Origin of the sequence: Protofrankia sp. Cas8, from assembly GCF_963555845.1 — a bacterium.
Lineage (GTDB): Bacteria > Actinomycetota > Actinomycetes > Frankiales > Frankiaceae > Protofrankia.
In genome coordinates, this window is sequence record NZ_CAUVXI010000023.1 from 1 (window position 1) to 20,734 (window position 20,734).

At 67.7% G+C, this 20,734-nt stretch carries 19 protein-coding genes and 1 pseudogene; 12 read left to right on the top strand and 8 right to left on the bottom strand.

Translation table 11 applies throughout. The features are described 5' to 3' along the window. Positions 1-1,303: 1,303 nt before the first annotated feature. A complete protein-coding gene (locus U9977_RS05995; protein ID WP_322748171.1) occupies positions 1,304-2,038 on the bottom strand; it encodes a hypothetical protein in 735 nt (244 codons plus the stop codon). Positions 2,039-2,247: 209 nt separating this feature from the next. Between U9977_RS05995 and U9977_RS06000 the strand changes: the two genes are divergently transcribed. Continuing rightward, entirely contained in the window at positions 2,248-2,619 is a 372-nt protein-coding gene (locus tag U9977_RS06000; RefSeq protein ID WP_322748172.1) for a hypothetical protein, read from the top strand. Positions 2,620-3,326: 707 nt separating this feature from the next. Here U9977_RS06000 and U9977_RS06005 read toward each other — a convergent pair. The 3 genes and pseudogenes from U9977_RS06005 to U9977_RS06015 form a co-directional block, all read right to left on the bottom strand. Further along, positions 3,327-4,102 (bottom strand): annotated as a pseudogene (locus U9977_RS06005) (hypothetical protein). Positions 4,103-4,438: 336 nt separating this feature from the next. Continuing rightward, on the bottom strand, positions 4,439-5,278 hold the full coding sequence (locus tag U9977_RS06010) for a hypothetical protein (RefSeq protein ID WP_322748173.1): 840 nt from the start codon (positions 5,276-5,278) through the stop codon (positions 4,439-4,441). An 80-nt stretch (positions 5,279-5,358) separates the two neighbouring features. Then, positions 5,359-5,889, bottom strand: a complete 531-nt coding sequence (locus tag U9977_RS06015; protein WP_416210488.1) for an RNA polymerase sigma factor — start codon at positions 5,887-5,889, stop codon at positions 5,359-5,361. 470 nt (positions 5,890-6,359) lie between these two features. On the opposite strand from U9977_RS06015, the gene U9977_RS06020 reads away from it, so the two are divergent. The 8 genes from U9977_RS06020 (at position 6,360) to U9977_RS06055 (ending at position 13,588) form a co-directional block, all read left to right on the top strand. Then, positions 6,360-7,568: a sensor histidine kinase gene (locus tag U9977_RS06020; protein WP_322748175.1), complete on the top strand. Its 1,209-nt coding sequence runs from the start codon at positions 6,360-6,362 to the stop codon at positions 7,566-7,568. 11 nt (positions 7,569-7,579) lie between these two features. Continuing rightward, positions 7,580-8,230 (top strand): response regulator transcription factor, encoded by a 651-nt coding sequence (locus U9977_RS06025; RefSeq protein ID WP_322748202.1) that lies wholly within the window; start codon positions 7,580-7,582, stop codon positions 8,228-8,230. A 191-nt stretch (positions 8,231-8,421) separates the two neighbouring features. Continuing rightward, positions 8,422-9,573, top strand: a complete 1,152-nt coding sequence (locus U9977_RS06030; RefSeq protein ID WP_322748176.1) for an ABC transporter ATP-binding protein — start codon at positions 8,422-8,424, stop codon at positions 9,571-9,573. Beyond that, positions 9,570-10,388 carry an ABC transporter gene (locus U9977_RS06035; protein WP_322748177.1) on the top strand — a complete coding sequence of 273 codons (819 nt, stop codon included), beginning with the start codon at positions 9,570-9,572 and terminating at the stop codon, positions 10,386-10,388. The genes U9977_RS06030 and U9977_RS06035 overlap by 4 nt, the downstream gene beginning before the upstream one ends. A 73-nt stretch (positions 10,389-10,461) precedes the next feature. Continuing rightward, the gene (locus U9977_RS06040) at positions 10,462-10,665 is read left to right on the top strand and encodes a hypothetical protein (RefSeq protein WP_322748178.1); all 204 of its coding nucleotides are present in this window, start codon (positions 10,462-10,464) and stop codon (positions 10,663-10,665) included. Between the two features lie 947 nt (positions 10,666-11,612). Then, entirely contained in the window at positions 11,613-12,848 is a 1,236-nt protein-coding gene (locus U9977_RS06045; RefSeq protein ID WP_322748179.1) for a cytochrome P450, read from the top strand. Positions 12,849-12,900: 52 nt separating this feature from the next. Next, entirely contained in the window at positions 12,901-13,176 is a 276-nt protein-coding gene (locus U9977_RS06050) for a hypothetical protein (RefSeq protein WP_322748180.1), read from the top strand. A 10-nt stretch (positions 13,177-13,186) separates the two neighbouring features. Further along, a complete protein-coding gene (locus U9977_RS06055; protein ID WP_322748181.1) occupies positions 13,187-13,588 on the top strand; it encodes an RNA methyltransferase in 402 nt (133 codons plus the stop codon). Positions 13,589-13,637: 49 nt separating this feature from the next. On the opposite strand, the gene U9977_RS06060 is transcribed toward U9977_RS06055, so the two are convergent. The 4 genes from U9977_RS06060 to U9977_RS06075 all read right to left on the bottom strand — a co-directional run bounded on the left by U9977_RS06060 (position 13,638) and on the right by U9977_RS06075 (position 17,379). Further along, positions 13,638-14,456, bottom strand: coding sequence for an RNA pseudouridine synthase (locus tag U9977_RS06060; RefSeq protein WP_322748182.1), 819 nt, complete (start codon positions 14,454-14,456; stop codon positions 13,638-13,640). Positions 14,457-14,462: 6 nt separating this feature from the next. Then, positions 14,463-15,416, bottom strand: a complete 954-nt coding sequence (locus tag U9977_RS06065; RefSeq protein WP_322748183.1) for an SDR family oxidoreductase — start codon at positions 15,414-15,416, stop codon at positions 14,463-14,465. Between the two features lie 107 nt (positions 15,417-15,523). After that, entirely contained in the window at positions 15,524-16,594 is a 1,071-nt protein-coding gene (locus U9977_RS06070) for an amidohydrolase family protein (protein WP_322748184.1), read from the bottom strand. A gap of 107 nt (positions 16,595-16,701) precedes the next feature. Continuing rightward, the gene (locus U9977_RS06075; protein ID WP_322748185.1) at positions 16,702-17,379 is read right to left on the bottom strand and encodes a TetR/AcrR family transcriptional regulator; all 678 of its coding nucleotides are present in this window, start codon (positions 17,377-17,379) and stop codon (positions 16,702-16,704) included. A gap of 261 nt (positions 17,380-17,640) precedes the next feature. Between U9977_RS06075 and U9977_RS06080 the strand changes: the two genes are divergently transcribed. The 3 genes from U9977_RS06080 (at position 17,641) to U9977_RS06090 (ending at position 20,725) form a co-directional block, all read left to right on the top strand. Beyond that, complete coding sequence (locus U9977_RS06080) at positions 17,641-18,321, top strand: nitroreductase family protein (protein ID WP_322748186.1); 681 nt, start codon at positions 17,641-17,643, stop codon at positions 18,319-18,321. A gap of 178 nt (positions 18,322-18,499) precedes the next feature. Then, the gene (locus U9977_RS06085; RefSeq protein WP_322748187.1) at positions 18,500-19,861 is read left to right on the top strand and encodes a chloride channel protein; all 1,362 of its coding nucleotides are present in this window, start codon (positions 18,500-18,502) and stop codon (positions 19,859-19,861) included. 99 nt (positions 19,862-19,960) lie between these two features. After that, positions 19,961-20,725, top strand: coding sequence for an SDR family oxidoreductase (locus U9977_RS06090; RefSeq protein ID WP_322748188.1), 765 nt, complete (start codon positions 19,961-19,963; stop codon positions 20,723-20,725). The last annotated feature ends 9 nt before the right edge of the window (positions 20,726-20,734 follow it).

Consider the following 20,734-nt stretch of genomic DNA (forward strand, 5'->3'; position numbering starts at 1 on the left):
GCGCGGACCACCTCCCGCGCGCTCACCTCGCCCCCGCGGATCATCCCGGCCAGTTCGGTGGCGCCGTGCGCCCACACGGCGCTGTCGGTCCGGTCGGTCACGCTCATTGCCCACTCTCCTCAACTCGAACCGGCTCACCATGCGGCTGATCCGGCAACTGCTGCGGTGTCTGGCCCGCGGACCGTTCCTGCGACTGGTCCTGCGGCTGCTCCGGGTCCCGCGCAACCTCCGGAGTCTGGGCTTGTTCGCCGAGGTAGCTGGCGAGGATCAGGGGCCGGTCGGCACGTATTCGCTCGGCGTCGACGAGCCGCCGCCGCAGGCCGAAACCGCCAGCGTCGTGGCCAGTCCCAGCACCAGCAGGCACCTTCGCGTGCTTGGCAGTTGGAGCATTGCTCACCCTCCGATTCGGGGGTCGCTGACGCGACCGGACAGATCGCTGCACGCGCGCTGGTCGGCCTGGCGGCACGCGTCATGGAAGTTGTGTGGACGTCGCACGAGTGCGCACGTGGAGTGGAACGGACTCCGGACGTCGCCGAGCAGGGGCGAGGGCCCGGATCTGCATGGCGATGGAACACGAGCCGTGGCGTGGAGTCCGGCCGGACTCCGGATGATCCCTCTGCGGCCGCCGACGGCGCCTCGTGGGCACCTAGCCGGCTGACAGGACGGCGAACATCACCGCTAACAGATCCATAGATCTTCTATCGATCTGGATCGTATGCTGGTTCACCCGGCCTGTCAACAGGGTCGATCCGGTGCATCCGATCGAGCCCCGCAGGGAGGCTCAGTTGTCGGGCCAGGCCCGCCGCCCCACCGCCAGGCATCGGATGAGCGGGTTAACAAGCGCGGCCAGGTCGCACGGCCAGCAGCGGTTCCGGGTGTCGGGACGGCGGGGGTCGGGACGGCGGGGGTCGGGATGGCGGGGGTCGGGATGGAGCAGAGTGCAGGGCGTGGATGCGGTCCCAAGGGGTGGCCAGATCGGTCGGCTCAGGCGCAGCCGCGTGGGGCCTTCAGGACGCGGTTGCGGGCGCTGTTGAGTCGGCCGGATGAGAACAGCGGGAACCGCAGCATTTTCGATTTGGCCTTGTGTCAGGGCACTTCCTGCGCTGTGCGCAGCCTCTGCGTGCGGTGACAGCCTGGGTGGCTCGCGGACCTACCCTGCCTCAGGGGACGCGGGAAGGAACCCGGCGCCAACAAAGGCGCGGTCGGCGACCGCGCCCACGACCTTGCGGTAGCGCCACTCGTAGGGTCGTCTCCCTGACGATCGGGTTCCCGGGAACCAGCACTACGTCCGTTTGTGCGCCCATCAGCCCCTGGTTGCCGCGGGCTCGGTGAGCCGTTCGAAAATGGCGAGCATCGAGCGGGACATCAGGGAGCGGCCCTCCTCGCCCTCGGGATCCTTGAGGATGTCCGGGTCGCCGAACCAGATCACCACCGATCCGGCGACCTGTGCCGCCATGACGCGGGATAGGTCCCGGACGGTGTACGGCGGTCGGATGCGCAGGTCGTAGGAGTCGAGGAGCGCCTGCCACGCTTGGTCTGCCGCCTCGTAGAACTCGGATTGCCGCTGGGCCAGAGCCGCTCGGAGCCGTGGATCGCAGGCGCCGAACAGGAGGCTTAGCTCAACCCGGTACAGCGGATCTTCACGATAGTGACGGTGTACTTCCTCCATGGTCCGGAAGAAGACCGTCTCCAGGGGGAGCGCACCGGCCTGGGCCTCCTTGAAACGCAGAATGCTCTCGGGGAGCCCGGGCACCAGAGTCGCCTGCAGGTGGGCGATGTGGAAGAGAAGGTCTATCTGGAAGTCGCCTTGGGTGGGCCACTGCTGGTACAGCGCGCCCGTCGTGATGGCCTTGGCCGACTGGTCGCCGGTCTGCTCACGGACAATGGCGGTCGCCCGATCGGCCACCTGAGTGAGCCGAACGTGGGCCAAGGCGGCCGAAAGCGCTTCGTCACCGGTCGCTTCCGCGCGTTCACGGATGAGGTCGACCGCAGCATGCAGCATCAGGTCACGTGTCTCGGCCGGGGTGCGCCTCGGCATGCGTTCGCGCAGCTCCGTGGGGGTGCGCCTCGGGGGGCGTTGGCCCTGGTCCGGCAACTGAGCCTCCCTGCGGGGCTCGATCGGATGCACAGGATTGGCCCCATTGACAGGCCGCGTAAGACAGCATACCTTCCAGATCATTAGATGATCTACGGATCTGGGCTCGTTGGCCGGACCCACATGCCCGGACCCGGCGGCACGCCCGCGCGGTGATCCGGTCCTTCTACGATTACCACCGGGAGATGCACGGCCGGCCGCTGGTCAACCCGTTCCCGAAAGCCGGGGGCGTCGAGGGCGAATATCTCAATGCCCACCACAATCCGATGCAGCCCTTCCGGCGACCGTCGCGGCGGGCGTCCTATCAGCCCAAGGAGCCCAAGCCCGCGCCGCGGAGCATCCCCGACCAGGCGTTCAACGACCTGTTCGCGGCCCTGGCCTGCAACAGGGACCGGGCGCTGATCGCGTTCTACATCTCGACCGGCGCCCGCGCCTCAGGGGTCTGTCAATCTTGGCAGAGCCGTTATTTCTACAGGCCCCCACACCCGATGCCAACGCTGCACCGACCGCACATCGACCCGTAACTCCTCCGCGATCCGCACCAACGGTTCACCCCCCGCGAACCGCCCAGCCGCCTCCATCCGACCCCACAAATTAAAGATCAGTAGCTGTCGCGCGCCGAGATAGGTCGCTGGATTCTGAGCGGGTGGCCAAAACCGAATGGGCACACGCGAGGACAACCCGATAGCTGGATCCGCTGCCCATGAATACACGTTTTTCTTAGTCCAGTACGAGGTACCGTTTTTCGTGCTGTGCGGTGCAACGAAAAGTCCGGTTCGGGCTCGTAACCACAGCCACCATCGCGAGACGCCGAGTAGCTGCGCACATCTCCCCAGGTCCAGCAGTTCATCTTCGGATGACGGTGTCATGGCATCCCCGTGATAGCTCCGCTCGGTACCGTTCCAGCTCAGGACAGTAACGCGGTCGACGGGCCCGATACAGGCAGATTCGGATATCCATCCGGTCGGGAACTGGCGGGCAGGAAGCTCACAGCCGATCTCAGGGCGCGCTCGGCGGCGGTGTCGTCCTTCCAGCTCGCCGCTGTCATCGGATCTCTCTGTCTGCCCGGCGATCCCTTCGACCGTTGCTCCCACCGGCGGCTCTACGCCACCATCCCTTGAGGACCGTGCTGGCGGATGGTCTGCTCTGACAGCCGCACGTCAGAATCAGGTCTCGCCGGCGACCCGCGCCCGCTGAAACTGCAAGCGCGGGATCGCCGTCCTTCCGTAGATCACCCCGGCTCTTGCGGATCACCACCGACAGGGCCGCTGGCACCTTCCATCCGGGTATGGGTATCGCTACGCAGCTGCGAGACCAGCTCCCGCGCGGTCGGCGCACCGACATGCAGACGCTTACGCAACGTCTCCGCCGAGATCGGCCGCTGGTGTTCCTGCCAGTGCAGCACATCTTCAGCCCGAGCCCGATGCAGCAGATCCTGCTGCCGCGCCTTCCGATCCACCCGATGCGACCCCTTCGATACGCCGCGCACCCCGGCAGTGACCGGCCGGCTCGGGCCGCCTTCCCCTTCTACCCCAGCGGCCTCAGCCAACTCCGGAACGGGAGGCGCACAGTGCGGACCGACCGGCTGCAGTGCGTGGAGCAGGCCCGGTCCCACCTCAGCCCAGCCAATCAGCAGAAGAGGGCCGACAGCGTCGAACGCCGCCTTACCGTCCCGGCAATAACCGGTTCAGCGACGTTGAGCGCCAACGTCACAAGACTCGCGAACACCAGAAGCCGACGCGCCGGCCGGATCTCCGCACGAGGCGCACCCCGCACCGCAAGCTCCCGGATCGCGATCAACAGACCGAGCACCGACAGGTCCACCGCCGGCGCGACCAACGGCGCCACATACACCGGCACCCCCAAGCGCAGCGCCAACAGCCACACGTTGCCGAACCCGAACAAAAACGTCAGACCCACCACCAGGGCCATGATCACAGTCACCGCGGTGAAGGCCACCCCGCGCCCACCCGTACCCGACTCCGAGACCGGAGATGATGCGCTCATCGCCCACCCCGCCGAACCCCAAAAGTGGTCTCCACGACCAGCTGCCCGACGGAAACACCCAGGTCAGCCCTTCCTCCTTCTACACGGTCCCCCGCCGGCGGGTGTGACAGCGGCGAGGCCTTCGGCGCTGAGAGAGTCGGGGCCTAGCCCTACCGCATCCGGCCGGGGCCGTGCCCCACCGGCCGGATGTCGGGGCCTCGCCCGGCCTCCGTCCCCCGGGCGAGGCCTCACCGCTTCGCCACCCACCAACGGCCGACGGTGGGCTCGCGTCAGCCTGATGCGGCCGTGCGCCTTCTGGATCATCGCCCGCATCGACCAACATCCATCAGACACGCCCTAGTCGCCGTTCGCTGTCGTCGTGGCCGAAGCTTCCAGGGTCGTGCCCGGAGCTACGGTGACCGTGGCCTGCCCCGACGCGGGCGTGCTTCCTTCGGAGTCGTCGGCCTGGCCTTTTGTCTTCTTATCGGCGCCTTTGGTTGCGTGTCCCTTGCCGTGGCCAGCTGACTGGCTCTCGGGCTCCGCGGTTGGTGTCACTGTGCCGGTCGGGTTCGTGCTCTCCCCCGCGGCACGATCGTCGGCGAGTGCTGCCGCACAGTAGGTAGGGACCTGCCCCTTGCCTCCGGCAGCGGTGACCAGTGCGCTGTAAGCCGGGGTGTCGAGGGCCTTGCCGGGATTGTCAGCTGCACCGGCCGTGTAGGCGCGGCATAACCCCACCAGCGATGCCGAGACGGCTGGACTGGCGTTGCGCCCATGGCCGGATGACGTCGCCTCATGAGCCCAAGCCGATGCGGAGGCGGAGGCGGACGTCGCCAGCTGCGCGGCAGGAGAGTCGCTCCCCCCTGGCGAGGGCAGGACAACCGTGCTGGCGACAACAGCAAAACCACCAACAGTAGTGGCTGCGACCACCACTGTGACGGCCTTGACCGTCAGGAGCTTCCCAACGCCGATGTTGATCGGCGAGTCGCGCCGAGGCTGGGTGACGGGAGCCAGCCGTGCCTCCCGGAAGGCGGCAACAGCTGATTCCTCGCCGGCGAGCTCACCGACACGAGCCGAACCGGCCGCGGCCGCGAGCAGGTCTGCGAGGGAACCCGGACCGGCCTGCCGATTGACCGTGCCGCCGCGCAGCATCCGCTCTGCGTCGTCCCGGCCAATCTGACGGGGTCGGTGTGTGCTCATCTCATGTCCTTCAGCGTCAGAGCCTTCAGCGTCGGATCCGTCAGCGTCGCAGCCCCTGCTGACGCCAGACCCAAATAAGATCATTGTGACGGGAGCCGCGGGTGGCCCTGAGCGGTCCCGTCCACGACGCCATCCCCGGGCTGTCCGACCTGTTCGGCGAGGCGGCGTAGCCCGCGGTACGCCGCGGTGCGGACGGCACCTGCGCGTTTGCCCAGCACCCGCCCGGCGGTCTTCGCGTCCAGACCCATGACCACACGCAGCAGTACCGCCTCGGCCTGGTCCCGCGGCAGAGCTGCGATCATCTTGAGCGCCGCATCGGTGGACACCGCCTCGAGCGCACGTCCAGCGGTGTCGTCATCGGCCGCCATATCGACCATATGTTCGAACGGTGCGCCGAGCTGAGGGCGGCGCCGTTGCCGACGCAGGTGGTCCAGGGCGCGGTGGCGGGCGATCGTCGCGGCCCAGCCGCGGAACCCGTCGATGTCCCCCTGAAGGGACGGCAGGTCTCGGGCGATCTGCAACCACGCCTCGGATGCGACATCCTCCGCGTCCTCACCGACGAGTGCGCGCAGGTAGCGCAACAGCCCGGGCTGGACCGCCCGGTAGATCATCCGAAACGCATCCTCGTCACCGCGTTGTGCCTCACCGACGGCGGCCGAGAGGTCCTCGGCCGCCGCCGGTGATCGCTCGACGCCCCCCAGTCGCTGATCGGCGCCCGTTGGTAACCGCTCGACCTCCCGGCACGACTCCTGGCCCTGTCGGGGGGTACGGGCAGGGGCCGACGTGGAGCCGACAAACCATTGCCGTGGAAGGTCGATGCCGACGGTGCCGGCACCTCCGTCACTCGACTCCGCGCTCTGATCCACCAGCGACATAATGGGGCACGTCACATAGGACGTGCACAACACCCAGAACACCGATATCCACTGGAAAGATCACGACTGTCGTGACGTGAGCGCAGCCATCCGCGCTGGCAGTAGGTGCCTGCCGTACGTCGAGACGAGCAGCCGTGCCTACGCCTGCGGACGGATGCCCGGGCGGTCCGGGTGCGGCTACCGTTGTCGGAATGGACGGTAAGCGGATGGTCACGATTGGCCTGTGGCTGTACGCCGATGTCCTACCGACCGCCGTCGCGGCGACGGTGCTCCTCGCCGGCTCGTCCGAGGCCGGGAAGGATCAGGTGCCACCGCACCGATCGATCGATGCCGCCGGCTACGTCCTACTCGCGCTTGCCGCGGCCGGCCTGCTGTTGCGCCGCCACGCCCCGACGGCAATGTTGATGCTGGAGAGCCTGCTGGTCGGGGGATATCTGGCTGCCGGCTATCCGCACGGCCCGGTGTTCCTGACAGTGGCGGTGGCCGCCTACACGGTCGGGCTGCGGTTGGAGCCACGGGCGTCGGTTGTCGCCGCCGGCGTCGCAACCAGCCTCCTGGTCACCGGTAGCGCTGTCGCTGTCGCGTCGGGTTACGCCGACGGCGGCTGGACGTATGTCTTCACCCTGACCGCCACCGTGGTTGTGGCTGGCGTTCCGGCTCTGATCGGCGCGCTGCTGCGCAAGGCCCGGCAGGCCGCGGCGCTGGCGGACGAAGAGGCGACCAGACGCCGGATCGACCAGGAACGGCTGCGGATGGCCCGCGAGGTGCACGACGTCGTCGGGCACAGTCTGTCCGTCATCTCCTTGCAGGCCGGGGTGGCGCTGCACGTACTCGACCGCCGACCCGAGCAGGCGCAGGTCTCGCTGGAGGCGATTCGCCGCACCAGCGTCGAGGCGCTCGAAGAGCTGCGAGCCACCCTCGCGCTCACCCGCGCCGAGCGAACGCCACTCACCGGTCTGGACCGTCTGCCCGGCCTGCTCACCGAGGTGCGCCTGGTGGGCCTACCGGTCGAGACCGTTGTCGAAGGCAACCTTGCCGCGCTGCCGGCCGAGGTCGACCTGGCTGCCTTCCGGGTTGTCCAGGAATCGCTGACGAACGTGCTCCGCCACGCCGGTCGGTCCCGGGTGCACGTAGAACTGCGGCTGACGGCCGGTCAGCTCACCGTCGACGTCACCGACACGCCCGAACCGTCGGACGTGCCTGCGCCATTGGATGCATCCGCCGGGCACCCTGCGCCCAGCGACGCACTCGACCAATCCGGCCACGGCCGATCCGGCCACGGCCTTGCCGGCCTGCGGGAACGCGCCGCCGAGCTCGGTGGCTCGGTCAACGCCGGCCCGCGGCCCGGGGGCGGCTGGCAGGTACGGGCCGTCCTGCCGACGGTGACCACCGCGTTGAGCGGGGTCACGGTATGACCGGCGCGCAGCTGATCCGCGTACTGATCGCCGACGACCAGCCACTGATCAGACTGGGCCTACGGGTACTCATCGAGACCGAGGACGACCTTGAGCTGGTAGGGGAGGCCGACGACGGGCGGGCCGCGCTCGACCTGGTCCGGCGCGCCCGACCGGACGTCGCCCTGCTCGACATCCGGATGCCCGTACTAGACGGCCTTTCCGCGCTGCGCGCCATCACCGAGGACCCGGATCTCGCCCACACCCGGGTCGTCATGGTCACGACCTTTGAGCTGGATGAGTACGTGTTCGAGGCGCTGCGCAGCGGGGCCTCGGGATTCGTGCTCAAGGACGCCCCACCCGCCGACCTGCTGCGGGCGATCCGGGTGGTGGCCGCCGGCGAGTCATTGCTGTCACCGACGGTCACCCGGCGGGTGATCGAGGCCTTCGCCCGCCGACCCGTTCCCGCGTCCGCACCCGACCTGAGCAGCCTCACCGTTCGGGAACGGGAGGTTATGGGCCTGGTCGGGCGGGGGCTTTCGAACGAGGAGATCGCCGCCCAACTGGTCATCAGCCCGGCCACCGCCCGTACCCATGTAAGCCGGGTCATGGTCAAACTCGCTGCCCGGGACCGGGCACAGCTTGCCGTCCTGGCGAACCAGGCCGGGCTGGTCGACACCTGAACCAGCGTCCCCGACGCACCGGCCCCCGAGTCACCACTGCCCCGGCGCGCCAGCCCCCGGGTCGCCACGGTTCCGGTCCACCCCGGCCCGCCTCTACGCAACCGGCCCATCCACATACGCGCGGATGGGTAGGCCAAGTCACCCCGCTGAGCGGACGACACGACAGGCCTGGTCGGACGAGCGTGGACGGCATGACAACGACTCTCGACGGTTCCAGCGCCACTCCCGGCGCCCGTCCTGGCGCCCATCCCGGCGCCCATCCCGGCGCTCTGCCTGCGAAGCCTGGTATCTCGCCGCCGACGCTCGCCAAGCCGCACCCGCCGGCGATCGACGTGCGCGGGCTCACCAAACGCTTCGGCCGCCGAACGGTCGTCGACGGCCTCGACATCACCGTTCCCACCGGAGTGGTCGCCGGCTTCGTCGGGCCGAACGGAGCGGGCAAGACGACAACCCTGCGGATGCTGCTCGGGCTCGTCCGCCCAACGGCCGGGAGCGGCACAATTCTCGGACATCCGCTCACCCGTCCAGCGGACTACCTGCCCAGGATCGGCGCCCTGATCGAAAGTCCGGCGCTGTACCCGGCGCTGTCCGGCGAACGCAACCTCGCGTCGCTGGCCGTCCTCGCGGGCCAGGATCCAGATCGTGTCCCGGACGTCCTGGACACGGTCGGGCTGGCCGGCCGGGGCGGCGATGCGTTCCGCACCTATTCACTGGGGATGAAGCAGCGCCTTGCGATCGCCGCCGCCCTGCTCTGCGATCCCGACCTGCTCGTCCTCGACGAACCGACCAATGGCCTCGATCCGTCCGGTATCCGCCAGATGCGGGATCTCGTCCGTTCGCTCGGCGGCGACGCCCGCGGCTCCGGCGCGGACCCCTCGGCCCATCCGCGCCGGACCGTGCTGATCTCATCCCATCTGCTCGCCGAGGTCGAGCAGATCTGCGACTGGATCATCGTCGTCGAGCGGGGCAGGTTGGCCTACCAGGGTCCGACGGACGGCCTGATGGCCGATGGAAGCCATCGGGTGACGTTGCGCCCGGAGCAGCCCGATCAGCTTGGCATGCTGGCCGATCTGGTCGCCGGCTTCGGCCTGCGGGTGACGCGCGACGACGACCACATCACCGTGCACCTGGACGGTGTCGCGGCTGGCACGACGCACAGCACGGCGCACAGCGACCAGAACGCGGCGGCCAGGACGGCTCTGCTGGCCGAGCTGAACCGGGCGACGCTCGCCCGCGGCATCACCCTCGTCGAGATCGCGCAGCAGCGGGTGAGCCTTGAAGAGCGCTATCAGGGCCTCGTCGAGACCACCACGAACAGCCAGGCTGGGGAGGAGACACGATGAACATCACCACCGCGGTGGCCCGCGCCTACCGGGCCGAAATGATCAAACTGCGCCGGCCGAGCACTCTTGCTGCGATGGGAGTGATCGGGGCGCTGAGCGTGCTGGCGACCGTGCTCGCGTACGCGCTCGCGCATGCGACCCCTGACCTCACCGTCACCGCGAGGGGCTCGGGCTTTCAGGTCACGCTGGCCCAGCTCGCCGCCCCGGCCGGGCCGACGCTGGGGTTCGTGGGCGGGACGACGTTCATCGGACTGCTGGCCTTCGTCGTGTTCACCGTGAGTATGACCAACGAATACGGTCAGGGAACCCTGCGCACACTCTTCCTGCGGGAACCCCGCCGTCTGGGCTGGCTCGGTGGACGGCTGGGCGCCATGTTCTCGGCCCTTGCCGCCGCACTGCTCGTCGCACTGATGCTGAGCGTCGCCACGGCACTGCTCATGAGCCAGATACGCGGTATCGACACATCACAGTGGTGGACAGGCGCAGCGCTACGCGAAGCCGCCGACAACTACCTCAACGCCCTGGTGGGAACGGTGTTCTTCGCGCTGGTCGGGACCACGCTGGGCATCCTGCTGCGGTCCACCACCCTCGCCCTCGCGATCGGCATCGCCTGGATGTTCCCGGTCGAGCACATCGTCCAGAACGCCTGGAGCGGCGCAACCGGGGTCTTCCCCGGTCTCGTGTTCGACGCGGTGGGACGAGGCGGGGTGGCCGACGTCTCATACGGTTCCGCCCTGGCCGTCGGCACCGGGTACGCGCTGATTGCCGCCGTCCTCGGCGCGGTCAGCCTCGCCCGCCGCGACGTGACAGCCTGACTCCGCTGCAACTGGCAGAATACCCGCCAGCGGTTTCTTTCTTACCCGCACCGAGCGGCATGGAGGGCAAAACGTGGCATCGCTACAAACTTTGGAACGTCGGATCCTGGCCCTTGAAGCTCGCTTGGCGGAAATCGAAGGCGGCTATGGAGACACCCTCTACAAGCTTCACCGAGCGAGCATAAAATCTGAACTTCGCATGTCGAAAATTCTCGAACATCTGAAGATCGATGATGTGGCCGAAGGCGATGCCAACGATGCCCTCGACGAAACCTGATCGAATGTTCAGGAATCACCGGGCGGCTACAAACGGTATTTCATCCACAGCTGCGCAGCCGCGGTCATCTGCTTCTTCCAAGGTACGGGATCGTTCTGTGCGATCTCCTGCCACATTCGGCAGTTTGCTGCCGTGAATGCATCGATGGCCTCCAGATGTGCCCTGCCGTTGACCAGTATAGGGAGTAATCAGCGTGTCTCCCTTCGACGTGTTCGAATCCTAGGACGTTCCAGCCGCCGACCTCGACCTGCCAGAACATCCTGGGGCCGACCTGGAGGATATACGGATTGATCTCCGCTTCTCATTGCTGGGTACGGACCTGAGGATGATCGGATCGTACGCCTTTTACGAAGATCTTCTGCGTGGACGTACGTATGATCACAGCAATCCCGGAGTTGACTCCACCCGCAACCGTTTTCACCTCCCGCACAGGCCCTGTATGCTCCTGGATGACGCTGCGGACGGTCCCAGGAAGGTCGTCCCAGTAAATACGTGGCATGGACACGTATTCCCCCATACAGATAACACGCTGGGCCGCACCGACATACCCGCTATCGGAGCGTCGCTACGACCGTTTGAACCCGCCCTCCCTTCAGTGCTGGCAGTACATGGACAGCGGAGCCTTCGCCTTGCGGTACAGTGCGGCCAGCGGCATACATGTGCCGCAGGTACCACTCAGGGTGCAGCCGGAGCAGCCACCGCCGTGACAATTTTTCGATTGATCCATTCTGATTTCGAATGGCAGCCGCCCAGCCCCGGCCGACATCGTCGGAGTTGGTGGAAAATTCATCGCCGATTCATGGTGGGGCCAACCGCTCCGGCCGCGACTGCGCGACCATTCCCTCGCTCCCGAAGGCGGTCCGCGAAGCGTGCGGATCGTCGACGACGAATTCGCGAGAAAATCCCGACGACCTGTCATCGCCTCCGGACCTCGGAAAGGTCACGCCATGAATCCAGCCACAGTCGGGCCGCCGGTAGCCGACCCACCGACCGTGGTCTTCGATGGCTTCGACCCGGCACACCGCGCTGATCCCTATCCGCGCTACGCCATGGTACGGGAGGCCACAACGCTGTACCGCAGCGCACTCGGGCCACACCTGGTGACCCGGTACGCCGAGTGCGCCGCCGCGCTGTCGGAGCCGGCATGGAGCCATGCCGGCGAGGCGGAGCTCTTCCACCCGGACGTGGACCAGCACGAACTGCCGGCGTCCTTCCTGTGGATGGATCCCCCCGACCACACCCGGCTGCGCGGGCTGGTCAGCAAGGCGTTCACCGCCAGGCGGGTGCTGGACCTGCGCCCGCGGATCGCCCAGATCGTCGACGGACTGCTCGACGCGGCGCTGGCCGCCGGCGAGGTGGACGCGGTCGAGTCGCTGGCCTATCCGTTGCCGCTGACGGTCATCTGCGAACTGCTGGGCGTACCCGCGGCCGACCACGACCTCATCCACCGGTGTGCACCCGCGCTGGCCCGCGGGTTCGACCCCGATCTGCTGCTGACCCAGCGGGAGCGGACGGCCAGGAGCGACGCCGCAGCCGAGCTGCTGGCCTACTTCGCCCACCTGATCGCCAGCAGGCGTGCGGAGCCCGCCGCCGACCTGGTCAGCGAGCTCGGTGCGGTACAGGAACGCGGCGACGTCCTCACCGCGCAGGAGATGCTCGCGACCTGCGTGACCTTGCTCGTGGCCGGACACGAGACCACGGTCAACCTGGTCGGCAACGGGTTGCTCGCCCTGCTGCGCCATCCCGGGCAGCTGGCTCTGCTGCGGGCCCGCCCGGAGCTCGCCGCGCCCGCCGTGGACGAGCTGCTGCGCCACGACTCACCGGTGCACATGACCACCCGGGTAGCCCGCCGCGGGCTCATGCTCGGCGGACAGGCCTTTGCCCCGGGTGAGGGCATCGTGCTCCTCATCGGGTCCGCCAACCGGGACCCGCGGGCCTTCGATCGACCCGATGAGCTCGACCTCGCCCGCTACGCCGACGATGCCGGCACCGCCCGTCACCTCACGTTCAGTCTGGGTATCCACTACTGCCTCGGCGCACCGCTGGCGAGGTTGGAGATGGAGGTTCTGCTCACCGCGATCGTCCGCCGGGTGCGGCGGCTCCTGCCCGGCTCCACCGGGCCGACCTACAAGCCAAACCTGGTGCTGCGCGGCCTGGCCGGGCTGACCGTCCAGGTGCGCTGACCGTCGTTATTCCGAGGACACCGTCGTTACTCCCGAGGACGAGGAGAAGTAGATGACGAGCGCCCCGACCGCGGACAACCCGCTGGCAGTCTTCGGCCCGCAACACCGGGCCGACCCCTACCCGGTGTATCGGCGGATCCGGGAGGGCGGGGCGCTCCAGCCGATCGGCCCGACGCTGTGGCTCGCTCCCCGCTACCAGGAATGCGAAGCCGCGCCGTCTACCGCCAACCCGTATCATCGACGGCATGTTCGAACAGGTTCGACATCGCCCGCCGGCGCTGCTAGATCGGCCGAGGGAAATTGTTGTCGCCTGCGCTCCAACCCGTAGCCATGTGAACATGGCCAGTATAGTCCGTACTGCAGGTTGTTGTGCAGTCAAAAAGGTAATCGTCTGCGGGAATGCTCGTATCGATCCGAAAATTACCCGGGACAGTACGGAGCAGACCCCGATCGAGCACCGCCGCACGCTGAGCCCGGTGTTGAGAACTCTCGCACAGGACGGCTACACACTCGTGGGCCTCGAACAGACGACCAACTCGGTGAATCTGCACGAGTTTCAGTTTTCGCGTAAGACGGCGCTGGTGATCGGCAACGAACGACTTGGCCTCAGCGAGGAAGAACTGGCGCTCATGGGTGCATGCGTGGAGATTCCCGTGTGGGGCCTGCCGCACAGCTATAACGTCTCGGTGGCCACCGCCATGGCCTTGTACGAATACTGCCGGCAATATCCAGCCGGTTGACGGTTGACGGTTGACCGTTGACGGCCGTGCACCTGATAAGCATGATCAATCAGCCGCTGACGGGTAGCCGCCGGTCTCGTCGTGAACTTCCCTTGAGGATGGCATCGGCCGCATCCAGAAGTTCGTCGGGAGAACGGGGTGCCAACCCCCGGACAACAGGTTCCCAGAAGTCGGTACCAGGTTTGGCTTCAACCTCGACCCGCTGCGGCCGGGGCGCTGCCGTCTCAAAAGCGATCCGCAATGAATGAAGATGGGTACGCGGTGTCGGTGCGTCGGTCTTCTTGCTGAACAAGGGGTCGCCGACAATGGCGTGGCCGACCCAGGCGAGGTGGACGCGGATCTGGTGCCTGCGGCCGGTCACGGGCATCGCAAGGACCACGACATGCTGGTCGTCATCCCAGAGGTTCACGAAGTCGGTACGTGACGGGTAGTTCTTACGTGACAGCAGGTTGGCGGCCTTGACATACCACGTGCCAACCGCTGGATCATGCTCGATATGCTGCCGTTCTGCTGCTACTCGAATCCTGCCGCTGCCAGCGGTCAGCAGCGGCAGGTCGATGGTGCCCCGGTCAGGAAAGTGGCCAGGCTGGCATATCGCCAGGTATGCCTTGGCCACGGTTTGCTTCACGAACTGGCGAGTGAGCGCGCCATGGGATTTCTGCGTCTTGGCGAGCACCACCGCGCCCGAGGTCACCTTGTCGATTCGGTTTACCCACCACAGGAGCTCGCCGGCGTCGGCAGCCATCGTGACGAGGTCTGTGTCGTGGCGTTCACCCATGACGGACAGCCCAGGTGGCTTGTTGACCACGAGCGCGAAGTCGTCCTCCCAGAGAACGATCCGCTCTCGGAGCCCACTCCAGTCCGCCACTAGTGTTTACCGCGCACCTGCGGCACCGGCCGCACCGGCCGCACCGGCGGATGCCTCGTACCCTGGGATGACCAGCGGCGGGACGCCCGGCGAACCACCGGCGAACAGCTCCGCCCGGGCACTCACAAGATCTTCAACGGTCCAGCGCGCGTCCCGTTCGACCCGACCCACCTCGTGCCACGGCCCGATCCAGATCACCTGGCCACCGCCCACGCAGAAGACCTGCCCGTTGACGTCGGACGCGTGCGGACTGGCCAGAAAGGCGACCAGCGGCGCAATGTTCGCCGGCGAAAGCTCGTCGAAACCGTCCTCCACCTCCTGTGTCATACCGATCGTCGCGGTCAGCCGCGTCCGCGCCCGTGGTGCGATCGCGTTGACGGTCACGCCGAAGCGTTCCAGCTCGCGGGCCAGGACGAGGGTCATCGACGCGATCCCCGTCTTCGCCGCGGCGTACGAGGACTGCCCGGGATTGCTGAACAGGCCCGAGTCGCTGGTCGTGTTGATGATCCGCCCGTAGGTGGGCTGGCCTGCCTTCGAACGTCCGCGCCAGTAGGCGGCGGCAAACCGTGACGGCGCGAAGTGACCCTTGAGATGGACGCGGATCACCGCGTCCCAGTCCTCCTCGGTGACGTTGAAACTCATCCCGTCACGCAGGATCCCGGCATTGTTGACCAACACGTTCAGGTCGCCATAGGTGTCGACCGCCTGCTGGACGAGCCGCTGGGCACCGGCCCAGTCCGCGACGTCGTCCCCGTTGACAACCGCTTCGCCGCCTGCGTCACGGATCAACTGCGCGGTCTCCTGAGCCGGTGTCGCATCCGCTCCGAGCCCGGTGCGGTCGCCACCAAGATCGTTGACAACGACCCGGGCGCCCTCGGCCGCGAGCCACCGGGCCTCCTCCCGTCCGATGCCCCGGCCCGCCCCGGTAACGATGGCCACCTTGCCGTCCAGTGAACTCATTGCGCCCCCTTCCCTCGACCCCTGTCCGAATACAGTGAACATAGTTCAATATTTCTCTCGGACAAGTGGGTGCGATCGCGGATCGAACGCCGTCATTCAGCGGCCCCCTAGACGGTCACGGGCGGCTCGGCTACCCCGAACACCTCGTTGAAGCAGTCGACGGTGATGCGGCGCCGCACGTCCTGCGCCACGTCGTCGAACAGCTCGTGCAGCACCTTCTGGGTGTTCGGGAAGGTCCCCTCCAGATGTGGGTAGTCACTGCCCCACATGACGTTGCGGAAACCCAGCGCGGTCGCCGTACCGATGGCGCTGGGATCATGCTGGAAGGATGCGTAGACCTGGCTGTAGATGATCTCGCTGGGTCGCCGCGACAGCTTGGGACGAACGAACATGTCGTGCTGGCGGTAGGCCTCGTCCATCCGGTCGGCGAGCGCCGGGACGAACGTGGCACCGCTTTCAGCCATCACGATCCGCAGGCCGGGGTAGCGATCCAGCACACCGGATGCCACGAGATGGGCAACGGTGCGCTGGGCCGGGTAGAAGGTCTCCACGTAGTTGATGACGGCGCCACCCGGGCCCCGGGCCACCTTCTGTTCGGCACCGGTGCCGATATGGAAGCAGATCGGGATGTCGGCCTCGGCCGCGGCCGCCCACAGCGGCTCCCAGACCTCGTTGTTGAAGTCGCGGCCTTCCGGCGGAGTCGCCGGCAGGAACACCGCCCGGTAACCGGCCGACACGGCGCGCGCCAGCTCGGCGACGGCATCGTCGGTGTCAAGCACCGAGACCACGGCTACTCCCACGAAACGCGGCGAGACGCCCATGACCTCCGACAGGCACCAGTCGTTGTAGGCCTTCCCGCACTCGCGGGCCAACTCCCGATCAGTCATGATCGTCGTCCAGAGCGCCCGGGACGGGAAGACGACCTCGGCCCAGACCCCCTGCTCGTCGAGGTCTTCCAGCCGGATGCGAGGGTCCTCCGCGCCGGGCGGCCGCATCGCGTCGGAGAACGCGATCGGATCGCGGCGGATGATCTGCCCGTCGACGTAGACGGTCTCCCTGCCATCCGCCCGCTCGGCGCGTGGAGCACGGTCCGCGAGCCGCTTCGGGAGGGCGTCCCTCCACAGATCGTGCGGCTCAAGCACGTGCGAGTCCGCCGAGTTGACCCAGATCTTCGCCATGTGTGACTCCCCGCCACTCGGTATAACGACTTTATCTTGTATACCTCAATTCGAGCGGAGTGTCGCCTCTGCCGCAGGCCCCCCGGCAAGGGGGATGACGGGCCCCGTCAGGATGGTGACGGGGACGCGGGGGTCACGCCGGCGGCTCGCGCCCGGGTCTCGGCGAGCCGGTTGCGCAGGCCGCTGATCACGGTGTCCAGGCCGTACTCCCGAAAGTCACGCCCATGCAGGTTGACCTGGGCGGGACCGACCAGGTCCAGCGCAGGGAAACCAGCGGCCACCGGCGCCCGGCTACGAGGTGCTCGCCGTCCCCGCATCGCCGCCTCCACGTTGAAACGGCCGTACATGAACGTGTGGACCGTTGCATAGGCGAGCCCGGCTTCGGTCTCGTCAAACCCGGCGTCCAACAGGAACGACAGGGAGGCCTCCATCAGTCGGCGGCCATTGGGCGGCAGGCCCGGTGTGTCGGCCAGCCGCGCGGCAACACCGGGATAACGGTCCAGGGCATCCGCGACGGCCAGCGACAACGTCCGCAGGCGCTGCTCCCAGGAGCCCTGGTCGGGTACCCGCACCTGCGCGAGCACAGCGTCCACAACAAGATCTACCAGAGTCTGCTTGTCGCGGACGTGGTGATAGAGCGCCATCGGGGTGGTGCCGAAATGGCCGGCGACGGTCCGCATGGTCAGGCCGTCCAGGCCGAGCTCCCGAGCGAGATCCAACGCCACCGACACGATCTCGTCGAGGCCGAGCGCGGGCAGCCGCTCGCGGGGTTCTGTCGGCGTCATCGCCACTACACCTCCAGCTCCCGCCGGGACGATTGATCCCAGTTCACCAGGACGACCTCGCGAGAACTACCCGAAGACGGCGTCCTCGTCACGAATCATCCTGGGAGTCTAGAAGACCACACCCCCGTCGAGCCGAAGGGTCGTCGCGTTGACGAAGTCCGCATCCGGCCCGGCCAGGAAGGCGACCGCGGCAGCGACGGTCATCCCCCCACGCGTGCGCGAAACAGGTGCCGCCGACGACCGGGGACAAACAGTGTCGGCATGCGCCGACCCGACACCAGGAGAAAGATCAACATGCAACTCTTGGATCTCACTGCGGATGAGCTGCTGAGCACCACCCGCAGCGTGCGCAGACGACTCGATCTGGAACGGCCCGTCGAACCGGAGGTGATCGACGAGTGCCTGCGGATAGCTCTGCAGGCACCGACCGGGTCCAATGCGCAGAACTGGCACTGGGTGGTGATCACCGATCAGGGCCTGCGGACCGCCATCGCCGAGTACTACCGCACATCGTTCACGGCCTACATCACGACGTCCCGGCGGGCGATCGCCACGATCGCCGATCCCGACCGTCAGGCATCCCAGCTACGGGTGGCCTCCTCCGCCCAGTACCTCGCCGACAACCTCCACCGGGTACCGGTCTTCGTGCTCGGCTGCCTGGAGGGTGACCCGCAGGGGTACCCGGCATGGCAACTGCCGGCATACTGGGGCTCGCTGCTGCCAGCCGCCTGGAGCTTCATGCTGGCCGCGCGCGCCCGCGGCCTGGGGACGTCCCTGACCACGGTGCACCTGCGTTACGCCGCCGAGGTCGGCGAACTGCTCGGCATCCCGGCGAACGTGAGCCAGGGTGTACTCATACCGGTCGCCTACACTGTGGGCACCGACTTCAAGCCCGCACCGAGGCCGCCGCTGGAGACGGTCGTCCACCGCGACCGGTGGTAGGCGGCCGGGAGCAGACGGGACCGACAGTGGGTCCGGTCCGCCGGTCGGCGGTTGTCGGGGAGCGGTCCAGGGAACAAGCCATCGGGTGTGGTCTGGTCACTCGCCGTTGACGCACCAGGGGTCCCTGCCGCCGCTCCCCTCAAGCCGCGCGCGGCCGGCAGTCCGGAGATGGTCGACGATGACGACCGTTCGGCGCGACAGCTCCGACCAGAATGTCAGCGTTCACAAACAGACGACCCCGACCGACCCGCCGGCGAACGATCCGCTGGCCCCGCTGCGGGACCGCCGTTACCTCGGATTGCTCGCTCTCGCCGGGATCCTCGGCGTACCGATCTCGGCCGTGGCATACGGCTTCCTCAAACTGGTCTCCACCACGCAGAAATGGATCTTCACAGACCTTCCTGTCACGCTGGGCTTTCGTGCGCAGCCACTGTGGTGGCCGGTACCCACGCTCGCGGTGGCGGGCATCCTGGTCGCGCTTGCCATCCGATACCTGCCCGGAACGGGCGGTGCGTCACCAGCCGACGGATTCACAACACATGGCGCACCCGCACCCGCTGAACTGCCGGGCATCGCGATCGCCGCGCTGGCGACCCTGTGCTTCGGCGCGGTGCTCGGGCCTGAAGCGCCGCTCATCGCTATCGGTGGTGGGCTGGCAGCGTATGCGGTGCGGCTGGCCAGACGCGACCCGCCCGCACGAGTCAGCGCGGTGCTGGCCGCGGCCGGCGGCTTCGCGGCCATCAGCACCCTGTTGGGCTCGCCGCTGATCGCGGCCTTCCTGCTGATGGAAGCGGTGGGGCTGGCCGGAGCGACGCTCGAGCTGGTACTGCTGCCCGGTCTGCTCGCCGCCGGGATCGGCAGCCTGATCTTCATTGGCCTGGGTTCCTGGACCGGCTTCGGAACCTTCTCACTGGCGATTCCCAACCTTCCCCCGGTCGGCCAACCGAACGTCGCCGAATTCGGGTGGGCACTGGTCATCGGGGTCGCCGCAGCTCTGATCGGATCGGCCATCCGACTGCTCGGCCTGCGGATGCGGTCCCCGGTGGAACGGCGCCTGCTGTGGGCGACCCCGCTGGTGGGCCTGGCCATCGCAGGTCTGGCGATCGCGTATGCGCAGGGCAGCGGGCGGGACACCGCCGAGGTGCTGTTCTCGGGGCAGGACGCGCTGGGACCGCTCATCGCCCACGGCGCGGGCTACTCGCTGGGAGCGCTGCTGCTGCTCCTGGCCTGCAAGGGCCTCGCCTACGGCGCGTCGTTGAGCAGCTTCCGGGGCGGACCCGTCTTCCCGGCGATGTTCCTGGGCGCGGTGGGCGGCATCGCCATGTCTCACCTGCCCGGCCTGCCGCTGGTGGCGGGTGCGGCCATGGGCATCGGGGCGATGAGCGCGGCGATGCTCAAGCTTCCGATGACCTCGGTCCTGATGGCCACCCTGCTGCTGTTGACCGACGGCCTGGCCACCATGCCGTTGGTCATCGTGGCGGTGGCGGTGGCGTATGTGACGACCGTGCGGCTGACCCCGGCGCGGGTCGGTTCGACATGATAGCCCGCTTGCGGAAAATCAGTTATCTTATCTATCACTTCAGGGCACGAGCGCCCGACACGTGGGATGGACGGTACGGCCCGACATCGGAGGCACTGCATGGCATCGGAGTTCGGTGGGCGGGTCGCCCTGGTGACGGCGGCGGCGGGACAGGGCATCGGCCAGGCGACGGCCAGGCGACTCGCCGCCGGTGGCGCCCGGGTCGTCGTCACCGACATCCACGAGCGACGGACCCACGCGGTCACCGCCGCGATCGCCGCCGACTATCCGGACACCACCGTGGTCGGATACCCGATGGACGCCGGTGACCGTGACCAGATCGACAAGGTCGTCACCGAGGTGACGGGCACCCTCGGCCCGGTGCAGATCATGGTCAACAACGCCGCCGTGAACGTGCTCGGCGGCATCTTCGACTACGATCCGGCCGCCTGGGACCGCGTCCTGCGAGTGAATCTGACCGGCCCCTGGTACCTGTGCCGGGTGACCATGCCGCTGATGCGCGAGGCCGGCGGCGGCGTCATCGTCAACATCGGCAGCTATGCCCCGGACGTCGGCGGTAACGGCATCGAGTCACCGTACGCGGTCACCAAGGGCGGTCTCAACGTGCTCACCCGCAGTTGCGCGCACGAGGGCGGCCCGCACGGCATCCGGGCGGTCACGGTATCGATGGGCCTGGTAAAGGGGACCAAGTTCGTCGACGACCATCCCGAGCTGGCGGACATCCCCGGCGCTCTGGGAGTGCTCGCAGACCTCACGACCGCGGACGAGATCGCCGAGACGGTGGCCTTCCTCGCCTCCGACCGCGCCCGCCACATCACCGGCGAGATCGTCAATGTGTCCGGCGGCGCCTACATGCGCACCTGACCGGGACAC